Origin of the sequence: Klebsiella sp. BIGb0399, from assembly GCF_003752615.1 — a bacterium.
GTDB classification, from domain to species: domain Bacteria; phylum Pseudomonadota; class Gammaproteobacteria; order Enterobacterales; family Enterobacteriaceae; genus Klebsiella; species Klebsiella lignicola.
On the sequence record NZ_RKHT01000005.1, the window covers coordinates 1,603,779 to 1,619,137 of the forward strand.

The window sequence follows — 15,359 nt, forward strand, 5'->3', positions numbered from 1 at the left end:
CACTATCACACAGGCCACAAATGCAGGTAACTGGCCTTTTTACGAAAGTTTGAAGCCAATTAAGAAAAACCATAAATAGATCGCGGAAATTGTGTCTTTCGTCACACATTATGTTTTATACGCATTGATAATCGTAGCGCTACGATAGTAATGTAAAAACACATCAAACGTAAGGCAATGACGACTATGTTCAATAAGGATCGCTTAACTCGCCGTGAGATCGGGGAACTGCGCAGCCAACGCTGGTACGCGCCGGAAACGATCAGAGCTTTTGCGCACCGGCAACGCACACAACAGATGGGCTTCGCTCGGGAAGAGTTCCTCGGCAAACCTGTTATCGGCATTATCAATACCTGGAGCGACATGAGCGCCTGCCACTCGCATTTGCGTGAGCGGGCGGAAGCCGTTAAGCGCGGCGTATGGGCGGCTGGCGGCTTTCCGGTAGAGCTTCCAGCGCTCTCGATGGGCGAGGTGATGGTAAAACCCACCACCATGCTGTATCGCAACTTCCTCGCCATGGAATCCGAAGAACTGCTGCGCCAGCACCCCATCGATGGCGTCGTCCTGCTTGGCGGCTGTGATAAATCCACACCCGCACTGCTGATGGGTGCACTGTCGATGGATATCCCATTGATTTTCTGCCCGGCGGGGCCGATGACCACCGGGAAATGGCACGGTCAGGCAACAGGAGCAGGCACGCACACAAAAAAATACTGGGATCAGTTGCGCCTTGGGGCAATCACCCAACACGACTGGGTAGAGCTGGAAGGGGCGATGACACGTTCGATCGGTACCTGTAACACCATGGGTACCGCATCCACCATGACCTCTATCGCTGATGCTATGGGTTTTACCCTGCCTGGCGCCAGTTCCATTCCTGCGGCGGATTGCCGCCACCCGCAAATGGCGGCGCAGTGCGGTCAGACAATTGTCGACATGGTGTGGTACGACCATAAGCCGTCGCGCTGGTTGAAAAAAGAGAACTTCCTCAACGGCATCGTCGCCTATATGGCCCTGGGCGGCTCAACAAATGCGGCCATCCACCTGATTGCTATGGCGAATCGTGCGTCAATTCCGCTGAATCTGGCAGATATGGAAGCAATCGCACGCAAAATCCCGGTACTGGCGAATCTTTTTCCTTCCGGTACCTGCCTGATGGACGACTTTTTCTTCGCTGGCGGCATGAAAGCGCTGATGAAAAAGCTGACCGGCTTCCTGCAAACCGAAACCATCGGGGTGACGAACGTCCCCATCAGTCAGTGGGTTGCGCAGGTGCAATGCTATGACGACGACGTCATTCGCGATCTTAATAACCCAGTCATCCCGCTGTCGCAGGGCTGCGCGCTCACCGTACTGCGCGGCAACCTCTGCCCGGATGGAGCGGTAATGAAATCCTCCGCCGCCAGCCCACATCTGCGTAAACACACCGGCCCGGCTCTGGTTTTCGATACGCATCAGGCCTTGTCTGACACCCTCGATAACCCGGATCTGGATGTCACCAAAGATACGGTCATCATCCTGCGTAACGCCGGTCCTGTTGGCGCACCGGGCATGCCGGAATGGGGCAACCTGCCGATCCCCAAAAAACTGCTGCAACAGGGCATAACCGACATGGTGCGCATCTCTGATGCCCGTATGTCAGGTACCCATTACGGCACCTGCATTCTGCATGTCGCCCCCGAAGCCGCCATTGGCGGACCACTCGGGCTGGTCAAAACCGGCGACCTGGTCGCGCTGGATATCGCAGCAGGCACATTGAATATGCTGGTCGATGACGCAGAACTCGAACGCCGCCGCGCCGCCTTTATCCCACAACACAAAGTCTTTGGTCGTTCCTGGGCTGCGCTCTATCAGCAACATGTTACCCAGGCAAATGAAGGTTGCGATTTTGACTTTCTGCAATCCGGCAGCGATGTCCCGGAACCCCCTATTTTTTAAGGAACCGTCATGAATAACTTTAAGCACGCCATCCTGTCCGGAGAACGTATGTTAGGTACCTGGATGATGACCGGTAGTGATACGGTCGCCGAAGCCATGGCCACGGTGGGATTCGATTTCCTAGTGCTGGACCAGGAACATGTAGCTGTCGATACACTGGACGCCATCCGTATTGATCGTGCAATCCGTAGCGTTAACCACACCACAACACCGCTTTACCGACTGGCAGGTAACGATGTTGTGCTGATCAAACGGGCACTGGATGGCGGCGCTATGTCGCTAATGATCCCGTTTATCAACACCGTCGAAGAGGCGAAAATAGCCGTCGAATCGGCCTATTATCCACCGTATGGCAAACGCGGTTTTGCCGCGATGCACCGTGCATCCGGCTGGGGCGGAAACCCTCGTTTTGTGCAGGAGGCGCACGATGAACTGTGCCTTATCCTGCAACTCGAAACGCCGGAAGCCATTAGCAAAATCAATGCCATCAACGAAGTGGAAGGCATTACCGGCTTCTTTATCGGCCCCGGCGACCTCTCCTCTGCGATGGGCCATCCGGGCAATCCGTCCCACCCGGACGTGCAGGCGATGATCAAGCGTGGGCTTGAGGCCTGCCAGCGTCTGGGTAAACCGTGCGGCATTGTTGGCGGCAATCCAGACCTAGCCAATAAATACCAACAGATGGGTTTTACTTTTGTGGCGTTGGCATCGGATATGAGCTTCCTGCTGGCACGCGCGAAAGAGCAGCTGGCAGCTATCCGTGGTGAGCAGTTAAGCATTCGTGGCGGTGAGGTGTATTAATGACCCGGCTCATTGAAAGCACCTGCGGCGATGTTCACATCGCCGTTGCGCCAGCACTGGGCGGCGGGCTCGCCTGGTTGCGCTGGCGCGAGCATGACATTCTGCGGCCACTCAACCCGCAGGGCGAACAGCGTGCAAATTTATGCGGCAGCTACCCTCTCGTTCCGTGGTCAAACCGTATCGCCAATGGTCGTTTTCACTTCGCCGGGCATGATAGGGTCGTGGCTCGCAACTTTGGCAACCATCCTCATGCCCTGCACGGCAACGGCTGGCAGCAGGAATGGCGAGCGCAACAAAGCGGCGAATCTATTGTCCTCACACTGCAGCGTCCGGCATCAGAGGGCTGGCCCTGGCCGTGGGAAGCGCAGCAGGTTTTTGCGCTCACAGAAAACAGCCTGACAATGACACTGAATTACCGCAATCTGGCTGACATTCCTGTTCCTGCCGGGCTGGGGTTTCATCCGTTTTTCGCCTATGCGGACCGCAGCGAAGTCTATTTTGCGGCGCAACGCGTATGGCTGAATGGCGACGACAGCCTGCCCTGCCGTGAAATCGCTACGCCGGAATTGTGGGACTACCGGGTATTTCGTCAACCGGTACCTGAATCGGTGGACAACTGTTTTACCGCCTGGAGCGGAGAAGCCGCGGTACGCTGGCCTTCACGAGGGATTCGCGCCACGCTCACCAGCGACGCACCAAACGCCGTATTTTTCATTCCCGGCCTTGAGCGCAATGTCGTCGCAATTGAGCCGGTAAGCCACATCAACAATGCCATCAATATTTTTCCGCCCGACAGCAGCGAACAGGCGATGGATATCGTTCTCCCCGGCGGCACGCTGACGCTGGAGATGACCATAAGGATGTCTGACGATGAATAACCCGACGCTTCTTTTTGATTATCGGGGCGAGCTACCGGAATGCCCGACCTGGGATGCCGACACGCAAACGCTCTACTGGACAGATATCCTGAAAAAACAGATCCACGGCTACACCCTACGCACGGGTAAGCAGGCCGTTTTTCATTTTCCGGAAGAGGTGGGATGTTTCGCGCTGCGCGAGCGTGGCGGCTTTATTGTCGCCATGCGTACCGGTATCTGGCTGACCGATGAACATGGCAACCTGCAACAGAAGGTCTGTGATAACCCGAATAATCCACAGCTCGCACGTTTCAATGATGGGGGTACTGACTGGCTTGGCCGCTTTTACGCCGGAACATACTGGGGGCCGCGTGATTACAACGGCGCCCTGCTCTGCCGGGTTGATGCCACGCTGAAAACAACAGTATTGCAGTGCGACATTCTGGGCGCAAACGGACTGGCGTTTTCAGCTGACCAAAAATGGATGTACACCAGCGACACGCCAAATCACGTGATTTATCGCGCGCCGCTGGATGAAAACGGTAGATCCGGTCCACGTCAGGTATGGAAAACCTTTCCGCCTGGCAACGGCAGGCCAGACGGCGCGGCGATGGATAGCGAAGGGTGCTACTGGAGCGCGCTCTTTGACGGCTGGCGAATCGCGCGGTTTTCTCCACAAGGGGACGTTTTGCAGGAATATTCGCTGCCAGTACGCTGTCCTACCATGGTCTGTTTTGGCGGTGAGAATATGAAAACATTATTTATCACCACCACGCGGGAAAATATGACCGTGGAAGAAATACAGGAACGCCCGCTGTCCGGGGCAATATTTACTCTGGATGTTGCTGTTTCTGGAGTTGAAAAAGCTAAATTTAAAGAGAGCGAATAAATGAAAAAGATTGGATTTATCGGGCTTGGCCTGATGGGCGAAGCTATGTCCAAAAATATCATCAGCAAATTTTCCGGTGATGTTTTGGTCTATGACATTAATCAGGATGCAGTTTCCCGGTTAGTCACTGCGGGGGCGAAACCCGCGGCTTCCATTCGGGAAATAGCCGACACCGCTGACGTTATTATTAGTATGGTTCCACGCTCCGAGCATGTGCGGGAAGTCTATAAAGCAATACTCCCCGGATTACATAAAGGACAAATCGCCATTGATATGTCGACTATTGATCCTTCCGTTTCTATTGAGGTTTCCCGTCAGGTTGAAAAAACGGGTGCCATTATGCTGGACGCGCCCGTCGTCAAATCGGTACCCGCAGCAGTAAAAGGTGAACTGGGGATTTATATTGGCGGTGACAAATCTGCATGGGAAACAGTGAAGCCTGTGCTGGCGATGATGGGTAACAACCAGATTCATATGGGTGAGAATGGACGCGGTTTAGTGATGAAAATCCTGCATAACCTGATGGTTGCGGGCATTCAGAATAGCGTTAACGAAATGCTGATCACTGCCGATCACTACGGTATCGACAAAACCGATTTCCACAAAGCCATTTCCTATGGTGGCGCGACAAACTGGTATCTGGACAGCAAAATAAACAGTCTGAAGCAGGAAGATTACCGCACCGCGTTCTCTCTGCAGAATATGGCGAAAGACGTCAATATCATGAAAGCCATGCTCGTTGAGTCTGGATTACATCTGCCCGGCGTGGATGTCGTCAAAGGGGTATATGACTGCGGACTGGAAGACGGTCTCGGTGGAGAAGATTTCAGTGCCACCTATAAAGTCGTCAAAACAAATTCAAAAGATAATACAGAAGGTAAATAATGAACACGTATGATAATGTTATTTATAAAAGTCTGAAAGATAAAGTTGTCGTCATCTCCGGTGGGGCCAGCGGCATTGGTGAGGATTATGTTCGCGCCTTTGTTGACCAGGGTGCTCACGTTGCCTTCCTGGACTTTAATAGAGAGGCTGGCGAAAAACTGGCGCAGGAGATGGGGTGTTTCTTTTTACCCTGCGATGTCACTAATATTCCACAATTAAAAGAGTGCTTCGCCGCCGTTATTCAGAATCTAGGCGATGTGGATATTCTTATTAATAATGCAGGCAGTGACGACCACCATACTATTGACGATTTAACCGAAGAGTATTTTAACAACCGCATCAATGTGAATTTACGCCATCATCTATTCGCCATTCAGGCTGTTATTCCCGGGATGACGCGTAAAGGCACCGGCAGCATTATCAATATGGGTTCCATTAACTGGATGCGTGGCCGCCCGGGTCGCGTCTGCTATTCCCTGTCCAAAGCGGCAATTCATGGCTTCACCCGTACTCTGGCGCAGGAACTAGGGGCTCGTGGCATACGCGTGAACAGCCTGGTGCCTGGCGCGATCCGGACACCGAAACAGGACGCCATGTGGGCGAAACTAGATCCGGCAGCAGTAAACCAGTTTATCGAAATGCAAGCGCTCAAATTCCGTCTTGACGGTACGCACTGCGCAAGACTCGCTCTGTTCCTGGCATCCGATGAATCCAGTGGCTGCACAGGCCAGGATTTCATCGTCGATGCAGGGCTTTCGCTCAACTAAGGTGCGGCTATGGACTTCTTTACCCTGTTTACTCCGGACGGTGCAACGCTGGATACCAGCGCAATGCTTATCGTTATCGCCGTGATGTTTCTGTATACCTTCGTGGGGATCTGTGCCGGGTTTGGTGGCGGGCTGACCTCCATGCCCCTTATAACAATGGTATTGCCGTTAAAAATGGCAGCACCAATGTCGGTAATGGTCGGAACGGCGACCGCGCTGTATGCCACCTGGCTGTCGCGTAAAGAGACAGACTGGAAATCGGCAATGGTGCTGATTCTGTTCTCGTTTGCCGGGATTCCGGTTGGACTGTATGCACTGTCCTATCTTCCTGACCACATAATGAAGATAGGACTTGGCGGTTTTATCATTATCTACTCATTCTACAGCCTGTTTATCCCGCGTCTGCCGGTCTATGACAAACGCTGGATTGCCGCGCCGATGGGAGCGATAGCAGGGGCACTCGGTGCAGCTTTCTCTACCAATGGTCCGCCGGTCGTGATGTACGGCATGCTGCGTAACCTAGGACCGGCAGCATTCCGCGGTACGTTGAACGCGTTTTTTACCGCGAACAACATTGCGATTGTTGGCGGCCTGGCCACCAGCGGTATTCTGACGATATCGACCTTTAAGCTGGTCATTTTCTGCATCCCGACCATGATCTTAGGTTCTATCGTCGGCCAGTTCGTGCATAAACGCATCTCAGTGAAAACGTTCCGTATCATGGTGTTTTTACTGCTGATAGCGTCAGGGGCGATGCTGATTAAAGGCGCGACTGGAATTTCAGCACTAAGTGCATTACTCCCGGTGTTCGGCCTGCTGGTGATTCTGCACCTGGCGTTCGGTAAAAAGGTCGCCGCTATCCGTGCAGCGGACGAGGCGAATAAAACATAGTAAATATTAGCTAATCTCACTTGGAGGTAGTTTTTACATACTACCTCCATCTATCTGCATCTTTCATAAACTCGATGAAAACCGCTTCGCTTTTATTATCGAGGAAATTGGCCAGAGAAAAAAACAACACAACATTGTAAATAACTAAAAGACTTTTTTAATTATTATCGCCATGTCCATTCTTATGGATAGCGACTCCCCTACGTTAAAAAATGGATTTATCATGAAAAAAATAAACGCGATACTTCTGTTATCCTCTGTAATCTCTACCTCTGTTTTTGCCGGTGCCTATGTGGAAACCCGCGAGGCATACAATCTGGCATCCGATCAACAAGAAATCATGCTACGCGTTGGCTATAACTTTAATACAGGCGCGGGTCTTATGCTCACTAATACCTATACTCTTCAACGTAAGGATGAGTTAAAGCATGGCTATAACGAAATCGAGGGTTGGTATCCGTTATTCAAGCCGACGGATAAATTAACGATTCAGCCAGGAGGGTTAATTACCGATAAAAGCGTCGGTTCCAGTGGTGCGATTTATCTCGACGTCAATTATAAGTTTACGCCCTGGTTTAATCTTACCGTACGTAACCGATATAACCATAACAACTACAGCTCAACCGATTTAAATGGCGCGCAGGATAATAATGATACTTATGAAATCGGGAACTACTGGAATTTCATTATTACAGATAAATTTTCTTATACCTTCGAACCTCATTACTTTATGCGGACAAATGACTTTCACAGTAATAATGGCAAAGACTATCACTGGGAAATCACCAACACCTTTAAATATCGGGTTAACCAAAACTGGCTACCCTACTTTGAGTTACGTTGGCTAGATCGCAATGTCGAACCCTACCATCGGGAACAAAATCAGATTCGTATAGGGGTAAAATATTTCTTTTAGCGATAAATAATATAAAGAAAGTCGCTGAATTTAAGCGACTTTCAACTAAAAAAAATTGCCTAGCAGCATTAACAAAGTTTTTAATGCTATCTTTTATCAAAAATCATGACATATCGATTCTCAACACCACACATAAAATTAATTTACAGCAATTCAGTTAAACAAACAATCCCGGGGGGATGAGAGACACAGAAAATTTCGTAACAAAAAAGAGGCCAACTATGACAGCCAATATTCTCCTCCTGAATAATGAAAATAACATGCCTGACTGGCTCACTATAAAAGAAGCCGTCAGAATAGTAAACAAAACGGAAGGTATAAAGATAACCAAAAGTGACATTTATCGCAATGCACTCTGTGGGAAAATTAACCTATCCATCTATTTTCAGTCTTCAGTTTTGTTAGGTAAAGTAAGAGTCTCTGGATATAAACCTAAACTACACCTAGTTTCCGATACACCATTTCGACGATTCTGCCTGCTAGAAAAAAACTGCTTTTTAAACGATCGAAATCTAATTATAAGTACAGAGAGGAAATATTTTAACCCGAGACAAAGGATTATAGACACAACACTACTTGGTTATGAATACGTGCTGATTCAGCGCTTACTTGCTAACACGTTGAATCTCCCATTACCGGTTGCGGACACAGAAACCATTAATTATGGACTTACAGTCACTATATCAGAAGGGGTGTTTCAGTTATTTGAGAAAACCACATGGCAGGACAGGATGAAAAAACAGATGGCGAAACTTCCGGAAAGTCGTGTTCTCGACGTTGCTTCAGAATTATCAACCAGTAAAATACATCCGTTGTGCCGGAACGATTACTTCCCTCTTCATGAATTACCAGCAGATGCCTGCTTCGTTATCCGACATTCTGAACTCGAAAGACTTATCAACTCATATACAAAAAATATGGCGATAACATCTCCCTCAACACGTATCTCCACGCCTTTATCACGCATGTTATGGCTGGCTTGCAAGCATAATGAAACCATCAGTCCTTTAATCCGACAACCCTATAAACTCCTGTCCATTTTTGAGCAGTGGGCGTCTGATGACGGCATTACTGACCATTTGAGTGGTGACACGCTGAAAAATGCACTGAAGCGGGGTTCTCCTTCCTCAACATCCTTACACGATTAATAACATCCTTATTCATCTCAATAAATAACCCGTATTAAGAGTCTACCCACCCTTAATACGGGCCTATCAGCTTTCCTTGTGTTTGTCGCTGTGCTTTTTTGTCATCTATGGGCATACCGGGTTATTTCACCACAGGAGAAAATGATGACATCTCATCAGTTATTACGTCTGAAAAAGGTCGAAGAAAAAACCGGCCTGAAACGTTCTCAGATTTATCTGTATATGAAAAATGGCGATTTTCCTCGCTCCATTAAAATTGGCCCTGCCAGTGTAGCGTGGCTGGAGTCTGAAATTGATGACTGGATCACCATTAAATTAACCAACCGCTGAAAATTTTTAATGGAGGTAAAGAATTATGGTCCCATCATTAAATTATGACGTATTAACCGACGTCCTTCATGCTTTGAAAGAAGGCAATATTCGTTACTGCGAGTCCCTCGGATTCACTTTCGACGAAATAAATGCTCTCGATCAGTTATCCCTTGATGAACTGTTTATTGTCAGCCGGGCGTCGGCACCCTTTTTTTCGATCACTGTCCGCCATGATGTGCTGCATCATTTACTGGCGCAGGCCCGCCAGGAATACCGGCATCAACAGGAGATTAACCGGGCTATCCGCCTGGGTGGCTCTATCGCGTTGCTCAACCACTATTTTGGCCTGACATCAAATGAAGTCTGCCTTCGCCGTAGGTTGCTGGGTGTCAGCGTGCCGTATGGCCGGACACCTGAACCGGATGAAAAGACGGATGCGGCTATCTGGCTGCAATGGCAACAATGCCGGGTGGAAAACCTTGAATCGCCCGCCGCACTGATCGCAATGATGCAGGTGACGGAATCCCTGATGCCAAAGCCCGAAGGACTATCACTCACCACGGTCTGGAAGCGTATCGCGCTGTGCGAAAAGGACGTCATCGCCAACAGGAGGACGCCATATGCCGGATGAGATCGACCGCGATCAGGAATTTAATGAGCAGCGACTGGAAGAAATGATTGAGCAGAATCGCTTTAAGCCAGGGTCAGCGCCATCATTATTTCACTGTCGTGTATGCGGCAACCCTATTCCTGAAAAACGACGGCAGACACTGCCGGGTATATCAACCTGTACCGAATGTCAGGAAAAACTTGAACGTTGCAGACGCTAATAATAGTGATAAAGACGTGCGGGGATATTATTTCCCTGCACGTCTTTATATTTCCATGAAAATATAAACACTTCTTTATTACTTGCTCCGTATACTTCGCCCTCTTTCCGCATCTGATAATCCTCATCAGGATATTTCTCTTATTTTTATTTTGATTTTATCATTTATATCCCTGCCGAAATATCTGAATCTGAAAACGACGTTACAGAATGGTTGCCCAGATGGACATTAATTCGTCCGGGCCGGGCATTGCTCTTTAACAAAATGGCTCGGGCTGTCACATAACCACAATTCAGGGTGCCGCTGAATGTTCTCGCTGACCCGTTAAAACCGGAATGCAGAACCGGGATGTGATCGGTTTATTTCATTCACTGCTGTTTTGATTCAAGGAGACTCCATGAGAAAACCCGTTTATCACGTGTTTGTCACCCAGGAAAGCCAGCCCGATGCTCAGGGTGAAAAAAACACGTACTGGACAAAGGTTGGCGTGGCCTTCGCGCATAACGGCAAGCCCAGTCTGAATATCGTGCTGATACCCGGTATTGCAGTTTCCGGCAGGCTGGTGCTGCTCGAACCGAGAGAAGAAAGCGACATTTCACAGGATGCCGCTGCCGCTTAATCCATTTTCTCTTCTTCTCCCCCGGTGGCGTATTTTTCTCTAAGCCGCCGGGCTCTCTGTTACGAGGCCAGCATGCTTTCCACCACTGCCTTTCTGGCACTGGCGGTGCAGTGCGCCGCCAGTATTCACCCGTCCACGTCGCTTGATGTCGCACAGGTCGAATCCGGTCTCCACCCTTACGCCATTGCTGAAATTCTGCCAGACAGCCGGGGCGTGATTTCACATTTCCCCACGAGCCTGCCGGAGGCGATCCGCCTCACCAGACAGCTGGCGACCCAGGAGCGACGCTATTCGGTCGGCCTGATGCAAATCACCAGCACCAACTTCCGCCATTATGGCGTCACGGCCAGCGACCTGCTTAACCCTTGTATCAATCTGTCGGTATTTGAGCGCATTCTCGCCGACTGTTACCGGCGCGGCGGCACCCTGAAACGGGCGCTCAGTTGTTACTACTCCGGCAACTTTGAAACCGGCCAGCGACCGGAATCCGCCTTTAACCGGACCAGCTACGTGCAGCGCATTGGCTATGTCGTCCCGTCCACCCGGGAAGACCGGCAGCGTGACCCTGACCGGAACGCGCAACCACCTGTCCGTTATCCCGCCGTTGTGCTGCGTGGCGAACCTGCCGGTGCCACTGCGCCGGTCCTGACTTCCCTGCATTATCCCGGTTCCGTCATTCGCGGCGCTATCCCTGTTATCCCTGATGAGGAGAAATAATCATGCATAAACGCCGTTACTCCGCTGTTGCTTCCGTACTGCTGTCCGCCCCGGTTCTGGCGGCGAACAGTGGTTTTAACAAGGCCAGTGAGACACTGAGCAATACCTCAACCGGCCTGCTGGGACTGGCCGCCGTCACTATCACGCTGGCGACCATGTGGGTGGGCTACAAGGTGCTGTTCGATGGTAAGAGCCTGCATGACATGCGTAACATCATCATCGGTGCGATCCTGATTGTCGGTGCATCCGGCTTTGGTGCCTACTGGGCGTCATAAGAGAGGCAACGATGGCTACGCTGAATAAAGCACTTACGCGGCCTGCCGCCATTATGGGTATTCCTCTGGTGCCGTTCGTACTTGTCAGCGGGGCCATCGTCCTGCTGGCAGTCTATATCAGCTATTACCTGGCGGTTCTGCTCATTCCTGCCTGGGCGGAAATGAAAAATAAAACCCGAAAGGACATTCATTATTTCAGTCTGCTCTGGCTGGCGTTTAAAACCCGTGGACAACTTTTCACCAATACCCATTTTGGCGCGAATGCCCTTCTGGCAAACCAGTACGATAACGTTGATGTCTCGGAGTTTATTCAGAAAATGAAATTAAACGAGCGTGTTACGCTGGATAAATATATTCCGTACTCCTCCCATATTCACCCTTACGTCATCAGAAACCGTCACCGTGATTTTGTTGCCACCTGGGAGCTGGGCGGCACAGTCTTTGAATGTGAAGACGAACATCACCTGACTCTGATGGCTACGCACCTGAATAACGTTATTCGTTCGTATGAGGGTCTGCCGGTAACATTCTATATTCACCGGCTTCGTGAAAAATACCATGATGCTTTTGAAGCCTGTTCGGGTATTCCCTTTTCCGATGACGTGACCCGGCGGTATTACCAACCGGTAAAAGAAAAACCGTTCTGGCGGCACCGACTGTTTTTCACCGTCTGCTACGCGCCGTTCTCTCAGATTGAGAAGAAAGCAATGAAAGCGCAGTCGCCCGGTAAACGGCAGGCAGCTCTGGATGACGCGCTCAAAATCATGCTGGAATACCGCGAATCTCTGGGATCTTCATTATCCCGCTATATGGCAACGCCGCTGGGGATATATGAAGAAAACGGGCGGGTATATTCCTCGCAACTGGCGTTCTTCCATCGTCTGCTCAGCGGGCAGTGGCAGAAAGTGGCCGTAACGCGCTCGCCGTTTTATGAAACATTAAGCACGCCGGACGTCTTTTTCACCACCGACACCGGTGAATGCCAGACGGTCAGCGGTTCCCGCTTCTTCCGCAGCCTGGAGATTAAGGATTATTCCCCGGAAACCCATACCGGTATGCTGGATGCGCTGCTGTACGCCGAAAGCGAGTATGTTCTGACGCAGTCATTTACCTGCATGGCACGGGATGAGGCGCAGAATCATATCCGGCTGGCGGAAAAACGGCTTAACTCCACGGACGACGACGCGATTTCCCAGCGCGAAGAGCTGATTGTCCTGCGCGACCTGCTCCAGTCCGGACATGTGTCGTGCGGTAAATTCCACTTTTCCCTGCTGATCTCCTCAGACAGTGCCGGACAGGTGCTGAAGGACACTCACGTTCTGGCCCAGCCCTTCGCAGATCTTGGTATTATGACGACGCTCTCCACCCTGTCACTGCCCGCCGCGTATCTGGCGCAACTGCCGGGCGTCTATACGCTGCGTCCCCGACTGGTGGCCGTCAGCAGCCAGAATTTTGCCGATATGGCCTGCCTGCATAACTTCCATCCCCACAAACGCAGCGGTAATCCGTGGGGGGAAGCCATCGCCATTCTCACATCTCCCGGCGGTGGCGGGTATTACCTGAACCTGCACGACAGCCAGGCCGGGCGGGATGACACTGGTGAGAAAACGCCGGGGAATACGGCGATTATCGGGAAAACCGGCTCCGGTAAAACCCTGCTGATGACCATCATGCAACAACTGATGCAGAAGTACCGTAACCCGGCGTCGTTTGCGCCTTCTGCCACCATCAAACGGCTGACCACGGTGTATTTCGATAAGGATCGGGCGGCGGAGATGGCGATCCGCCAGGCGGGCGGGCGTTATTTTCGCATCCGTACCGGCGAGCCCACCGGCTTCAACCCGTTTGCGCTGGAGCCAACCCGCCGGAACATCAGTTTCATCAAACGGCTGGTGCGCATGCTGTGCCGCCGCAACGGTACGCCGCTCGATCCGCGCGATGAGGAGCGGATCAGTGCCGCCGTGGACACCATCATGCTGGACTATCCGCCGGAGTACCGCCGGTTCGGGATCACCCGACTGCTGGAAGTGCTGCCAGAGCCGCCGACTACAGATGCCCGCACCAACGGGCTGCGTATTCGCCTGAAACAGTGGGCGCAGGGGGGCGAGTTCGGCTGGGTATTTGATAACGAGGCCGATACTTTCACCATCAGCGATGTCGATAACGTTGGTATCGACGGCACCGAATTTCTGGATGATGACGATATTCGCGGTCCCGTGACCTTTTACCTGCTGTACCGTGTGACCAGTCTGCTGGACGGTCGCCGCCTGGTGATGTTTATGGATGAGTTCTGGCGCTGGCTGGCCGATGTCGAATTTTCCCGCTTCTCGCTCAATATGCTGAAAGTCATCCGCAAGCTGAACGGTATCTTCGTTCCGGCAACACAGTCACCGGATGAAATCGTCAGACACCCCATCGCCCCGGCGATTATTGAGCAGTGCGGTACCCAGATTTTCCTCGCCAATCCGAAAGCCAGTCATGCGGATTACGTGGAAAAAATGAAAGTGCCGGAAAGTGTTTATGACACGGTCAGAAACCTGGATCCGGGCGAGCATTATATGGTCATCCTGAAAACACCGTTGCAGGCCGGAGAAACCCGCCCGTTTGTGGCAATGGCGAAAATGGATCTGTCCGGACTGGGTAAACTCACCCGGCTTCTCAGCGGCAGTGAGGACAACCTGAAAATATTCGATGCCATTTATCAGGACGGTATGCGACCTGATGAATGGAAGGAAACCTTCCTTGAGCGGGCAATCTAATATTCATACGGAGATCATTGATATGCGTACCAGATATACCTTTCTGGCATTATTGTTATTTTTCTCGACGCAGGCGTTCAGCGCCGGAATACCGGTTTTCGACGCTGTGCAGAATACCGAATCCATTAACCAGTGGATGCAGAAACTACAGCAATGGGAGGATACGGCTACCCATTATAAAAGTGAACTTGATGCGTATAAAAAACAGTTAGCCACTGCAACCGGCGTGCGGGATATTAAGGTTTTTCTCAGCGATGCCCGAAGTCTGAAAACCGATATTGATAATCTCCGTAAGAGCGGTATTTCACTGGATGATCTGCTGACCACGCAAAACAGTTCATATTCTTCTGAACTGCAAAACCTTTACAATAAATACAAATCATTCAGCGTATGCAGCGAGGAACAGGAAGGAATAAAATCTCAGGCCCTGGCCGACAGTTGTAAACAGATGATCCTCAATCAGGCAATGGCGATTGAGAATACCACTGACGTTGAAAACAGGATCAACAGCACACTCAGCGACATATCAGACTTATCTGACCGTATATCGAATGCGCAGGACTCGAAAGAGTCTCAGGATCTGGCTAACGCCATCTCGGCGAAAAGCGTACAGTTAAATGCGCTGACGAATCAGTGGGAGATGTCTGTCAGACAGGCTGAACAGCGAACGACATTGCTGGAACAGCAAAGACAGAAAGCCTTTGAACAGCAGCAGTTAACGGCACCTGTTGCTGACCTTAATAATTTATAAGGAG

17 protein-coding genes are annotated in these 15,359 nt (G+C 50.9%); all 17 read left to right on the top strand.

What is annotated here, in order from left to right:
• Positions 1-186 precede the first annotated feature (186 nt).
• Entirely contained in the window at positions 187-1,938 is a 1,752-nt protein-coding gene (gene araD, locus EDF82_RS07990) for an L-arabinonate dehydratase (protein ID WP_123754984.1), read from the top strand.
• Between the two features lie 9 nt (positions 1,939-1,947).
• Positions 1,948-2,739, top strand: a complete 792-nt coding sequence (locus EDF82_RS07995) for an HpcH/HpaI aldolase/citrate lyase family protein (protein WP_123754985.1) — start codon at positions 1,948-1,950, stop codon at positions 2,737-2,739.
• The gene (locus EDF82_RS08000) at positions 2,739-3,617 is read left to right on the top strand and encodes an aldose 1-epimerase (RefSeq protein WP_095101084.1); all 879 of its coding nucleotides are present in this window, start codon (positions 2,739-2,741) and stop codon (positions 3,615-3,617) included. Before EDF82_RS07995 ends, EDF82_RS08000 begins: the two co-directional genes overlap by 1 nt.
• Positions 3,610-4,485 (top strand): SMP-30/gluconolactonase/LRE family protein, encoded by an 876-nt coding sequence (locus tag EDF82_RS08005; RefSeq protein WP_095101082.1) that lies wholly within the window; start codon positions 3,610-3,612, stop codon positions 4,483-4,485. Before EDF82_RS08000 ends, EDF82_RS08005 begins: the two co-directional genes overlap by 8 nt.
• Positions 4,486-5,370 carry an NAD(P)-dependent oxidoreductase gene (locus tag EDF82_RS08010; RefSeq protein ID WP_095101080.1) on the top strand — a complete coding sequence of 295 codons (885 nt, stop codon included), beginning with the start codon at positions 4,486-4,488 and terminating at the stop codon, positions 5,368-5,370.
• Positions 5,370-6,137, top strand: coding sequence for an SDR family NAD(P)-dependent oxidoreductase (locus EDF82_RS08015; RefSeq protein ID WP_123754986.1), 768 nt, complete (start codon positions 5,370-5,372; stop codon positions 6,135-6,137). The genes EDF82_RS08010 and EDF82_RS08015 overlap by 1 nt, the downstream gene beginning before the upstream one ends.
• 9 nt (positions 6,138-6,146) lie before the next feature.
• Complete coding sequence (locus EDF82_RS08020) at positions 6,147-7,028, top strand: sulfite exporter TauE/SafE family protein (RefSeq protein ID WP_095101076.1); 882 nt, start codon at positions 6,147-6,149, stop codon at positions 7,026-7,028.
• A gap of 223 nt (positions 7,029-7,251) precedes the next feature.
• The gene (gene ompL, locus EDF82_RS08025; RefSeq protein ID WP_123754987.1) at positions 7,252-7,944 is read left to right on the top strand and encodes a porin OmpL; all 693 of its coding nucleotides are present in this window, start codon (positions 7,252-7,254) and stop codon (positions 7,942-7,944) included.
• Positions 7,945-8,165: 221 nt separating this feature from the next.
• Complete coding sequence (locus EDF82_RS08030; RefSeq protein ID WP_123755511.1) at positions 8,166-9,092, top strand: hypothetical protein; 927 nt, start codon at positions 8,166-8,168, stop codon at positions 9,090-9,092.
• Between the two features lie 144 nt (positions 9,093-9,236).
• Complete coding sequence (locus tag EDF82_RS08035; protein ID WP_095101072.1) at positions 9,237-9,422, top strand: AlpA family transcriptional regulator; 186 nt, start codon at positions 9,237-9,239, stop codon at positions 9,420-9,422.
• A gap of 25 nt (positions 9,423-9,447) precedes the next feature.
• On the top strand, positions 9,448-10,035 hold the full coding sequence (locus EDF82_RS08040) for a DUF2857 domain-containing protein (protein WP_157349205.1): 588 nt from the start codon (positions 9,448-9,450) through the stop codon (positions 10,033-10,035).
• Entirely contained in the window at positions 10,025-10,234 is a 210-nt protein-coding gene (locus EDF82_RS08045) for a TraR/DksA family transcriptional regulator (RefSeq protein WP_123754988.1), read from the top strand. The genes EDF82_RS08040 and EDF82_RS08045 overlap by 11 nt, the downstream gene beginning before the upstream one ends.
• Before the next feature lie 397 nt (positions 10,235-10,631).
• Positions 10,632-10,853, top strand: a complete 222-nt coding sequence (locus EDF82_RS08050; RefSeq protein WP_123754989.1) for a hypothetical protein — start codon at positions 10,632-10,634, stop codon at positions 10,851-10,853.
• A 72-nt stretch (positions 10,854-10,925) separates the two neighbouring features.
• On the top strand, positions 10,926-11,570 hold the full coding sequence (locus EDF82_RS08055; protein WP_123754990.1) for a lytic transglycosylase domain-containing protein: 645 nt from the start codon (positions 10,926-10,928) through the stop codon (positions 11,568-11,570).
• A gap of 2 nt (positions 11,571-11,572) precedes the next feature.
• Entirely contained in the window at positions 11,573-11,845 is a 273-nt protein-coding gene (locus tag EDF82_RS08060; protein WP_123754991.1) for a TrbC/VirB2 family protein, read from the top strand.
• Positions 11,846-11,856: 11 nt separating this feature from the next.
• Positions 11,857-14,604: a VirB3 family type IV secretion system protein gene (locus tag EDF82_RS08065; RefSeq protein ID WP_123754992.1), complete on the top strand. Its 2,748-nt coding sequence runs from the start codon at positions 11,857-11,859 to the stop codon at positions 14,602-14,604.
• Positions 14,605-14,626: 22 nt separating this feature from the next.
• On the top strand, positions 14,627-15,355 hold the full coding sequence (locus EDF82_RS08070; protein ID WP_123755512.1) for a type IV secretion system protein: 729 nt from the start codon (positions 14,627-14,629) through the stop codon (positions 15,353-15,355).
• Positions 15,356-15,359: the final 4 nt, after the last annotated feature.

What these genes read in the sequence shown, in the direction of transcription:
- araD (WP_123754984.1), top strand. Translation starts at nt 187, where the DNA reads ATGTTCAATAAGGATCGCTTAACTCGCCGTGAGATCGGGGAACTGCGC.
- EDF82_RS07995 (WP_123754985.1), top strand. Translation starts at nt 1,948, where the DNA reads ATGAATAACTTTAAGCACGCCATCCTGTCCGGAGAACGTATGTTAGGT.
- EDF82_RS08000 (WP_095101084.1), top strand. Translation starts at nt 2,739, where the DNA reads ATGACCCGGCTCATTGAAAGCACCTGCGGCGATGTTCACATCGCCGTT.
- EDF82_RS08005 (WP_095101082.1), top strand. Translation starts at nt 3,610, where the DNA reads ATGAATAACCCGACGCTTCTTTTTGATTATCGGGGCGAGCTACCGGAA.
- EDF82_RS08010 (WP_095101080.1), top strand. Translation starts at nt 4,486, where the DNA reads ATGAAAAAGATTGGATTTATCGGGCTTGGCCTGATGGGCGAAGCTATG.
- EDF82_RS08015 (WP_123754986.1), top strand. Translation starts at nt 5,370, where the DNA reads ATGAACACGTATGATAATGTTATTTATAAAAGTCTGAAAGATAAAGTT.
- EDF82_RS08020 (WP_095101076.1), top strand. Translation starts at nt 6,147, where the DNA reads ATGGACTTCTTTACCCTGTTTACTCCGGACGGTGCAACGCTGGATACC.
- ompL (WP_123754987.1), top strand. Translation starts at nt 7,252, where the DNA reads ATGAAAAAAATAAACGCGATACTTCTGTTATCCTCTGTAATCTCTACC.
- EDF82_RS08030 (WP_123755511.1), top strand. Translation starts at nt 8,166, where the DNA reads ATGACAGCCAATATTCTCCTCCTGAATAATGAAAATAACATGCCTGAC.
- EDF82_RS08035 (WP_095101072.1), top strand. Translation starts at nt 9,237, where the DNA reads ATGACATCTCATCAGTTATTACGTCTGAAAAAGGTCGAAGAAAAAACC.
- EDF82_RS08040 (WP_157349205.1), top strand. Translation starts at nt 9,448, where the DNA reads ATGGTCCCATCATTAAATTATGACGTATTAACCGACGTCCTTCATGCT.
- EDF82_RS08045 (WP_123754988.1), top strand. Translation starts at nt 10,025, where the DNA reads ATGCCGGATGAGATCGACCGCGATCAGGAATTTAATGAGCAGCGACTG.
- EDF82_RS08050 (WP_123754989.1), top strand. Translation starts at nt 10,632, where the DNA reads ATGAGAAAACCCGTTTATCACGTGTTTGTCACCCAGGAAAGCCAGCCC.
- EDF82_RS08055 (WP_123754990.1), top strand. Translation starts at nt 10,926, where the DNA reads ATGCTTTCCACCACTGCCTTTCTGGCACTGGCGGTGCAGTGCGCCGCC.
- EDF82_RS08060 (WP_123754991.1), top strand. Translation starts at nt 11,573, where the DNA reads ATGCATAAACGCCGTTACTCCGCTGTTGCTTCCGTACTGCTGTCCGCC.
- EDF82_RS08065 (WP_123754992.1), top strand. Translation starts at nt 11,857, where the DNA reads ATGGCTACGCTGAATAAAGCACTTACGCGGCCTGCCGCCATTATGGGT.
- EDF82_RS08070 (WP_123755512.1), top strand. Translation starts at nt 14,627, where the DNA reads ATGCGTACCAGATATACCTTTCTGGCATTATTGTTATTTTTCTCGACG.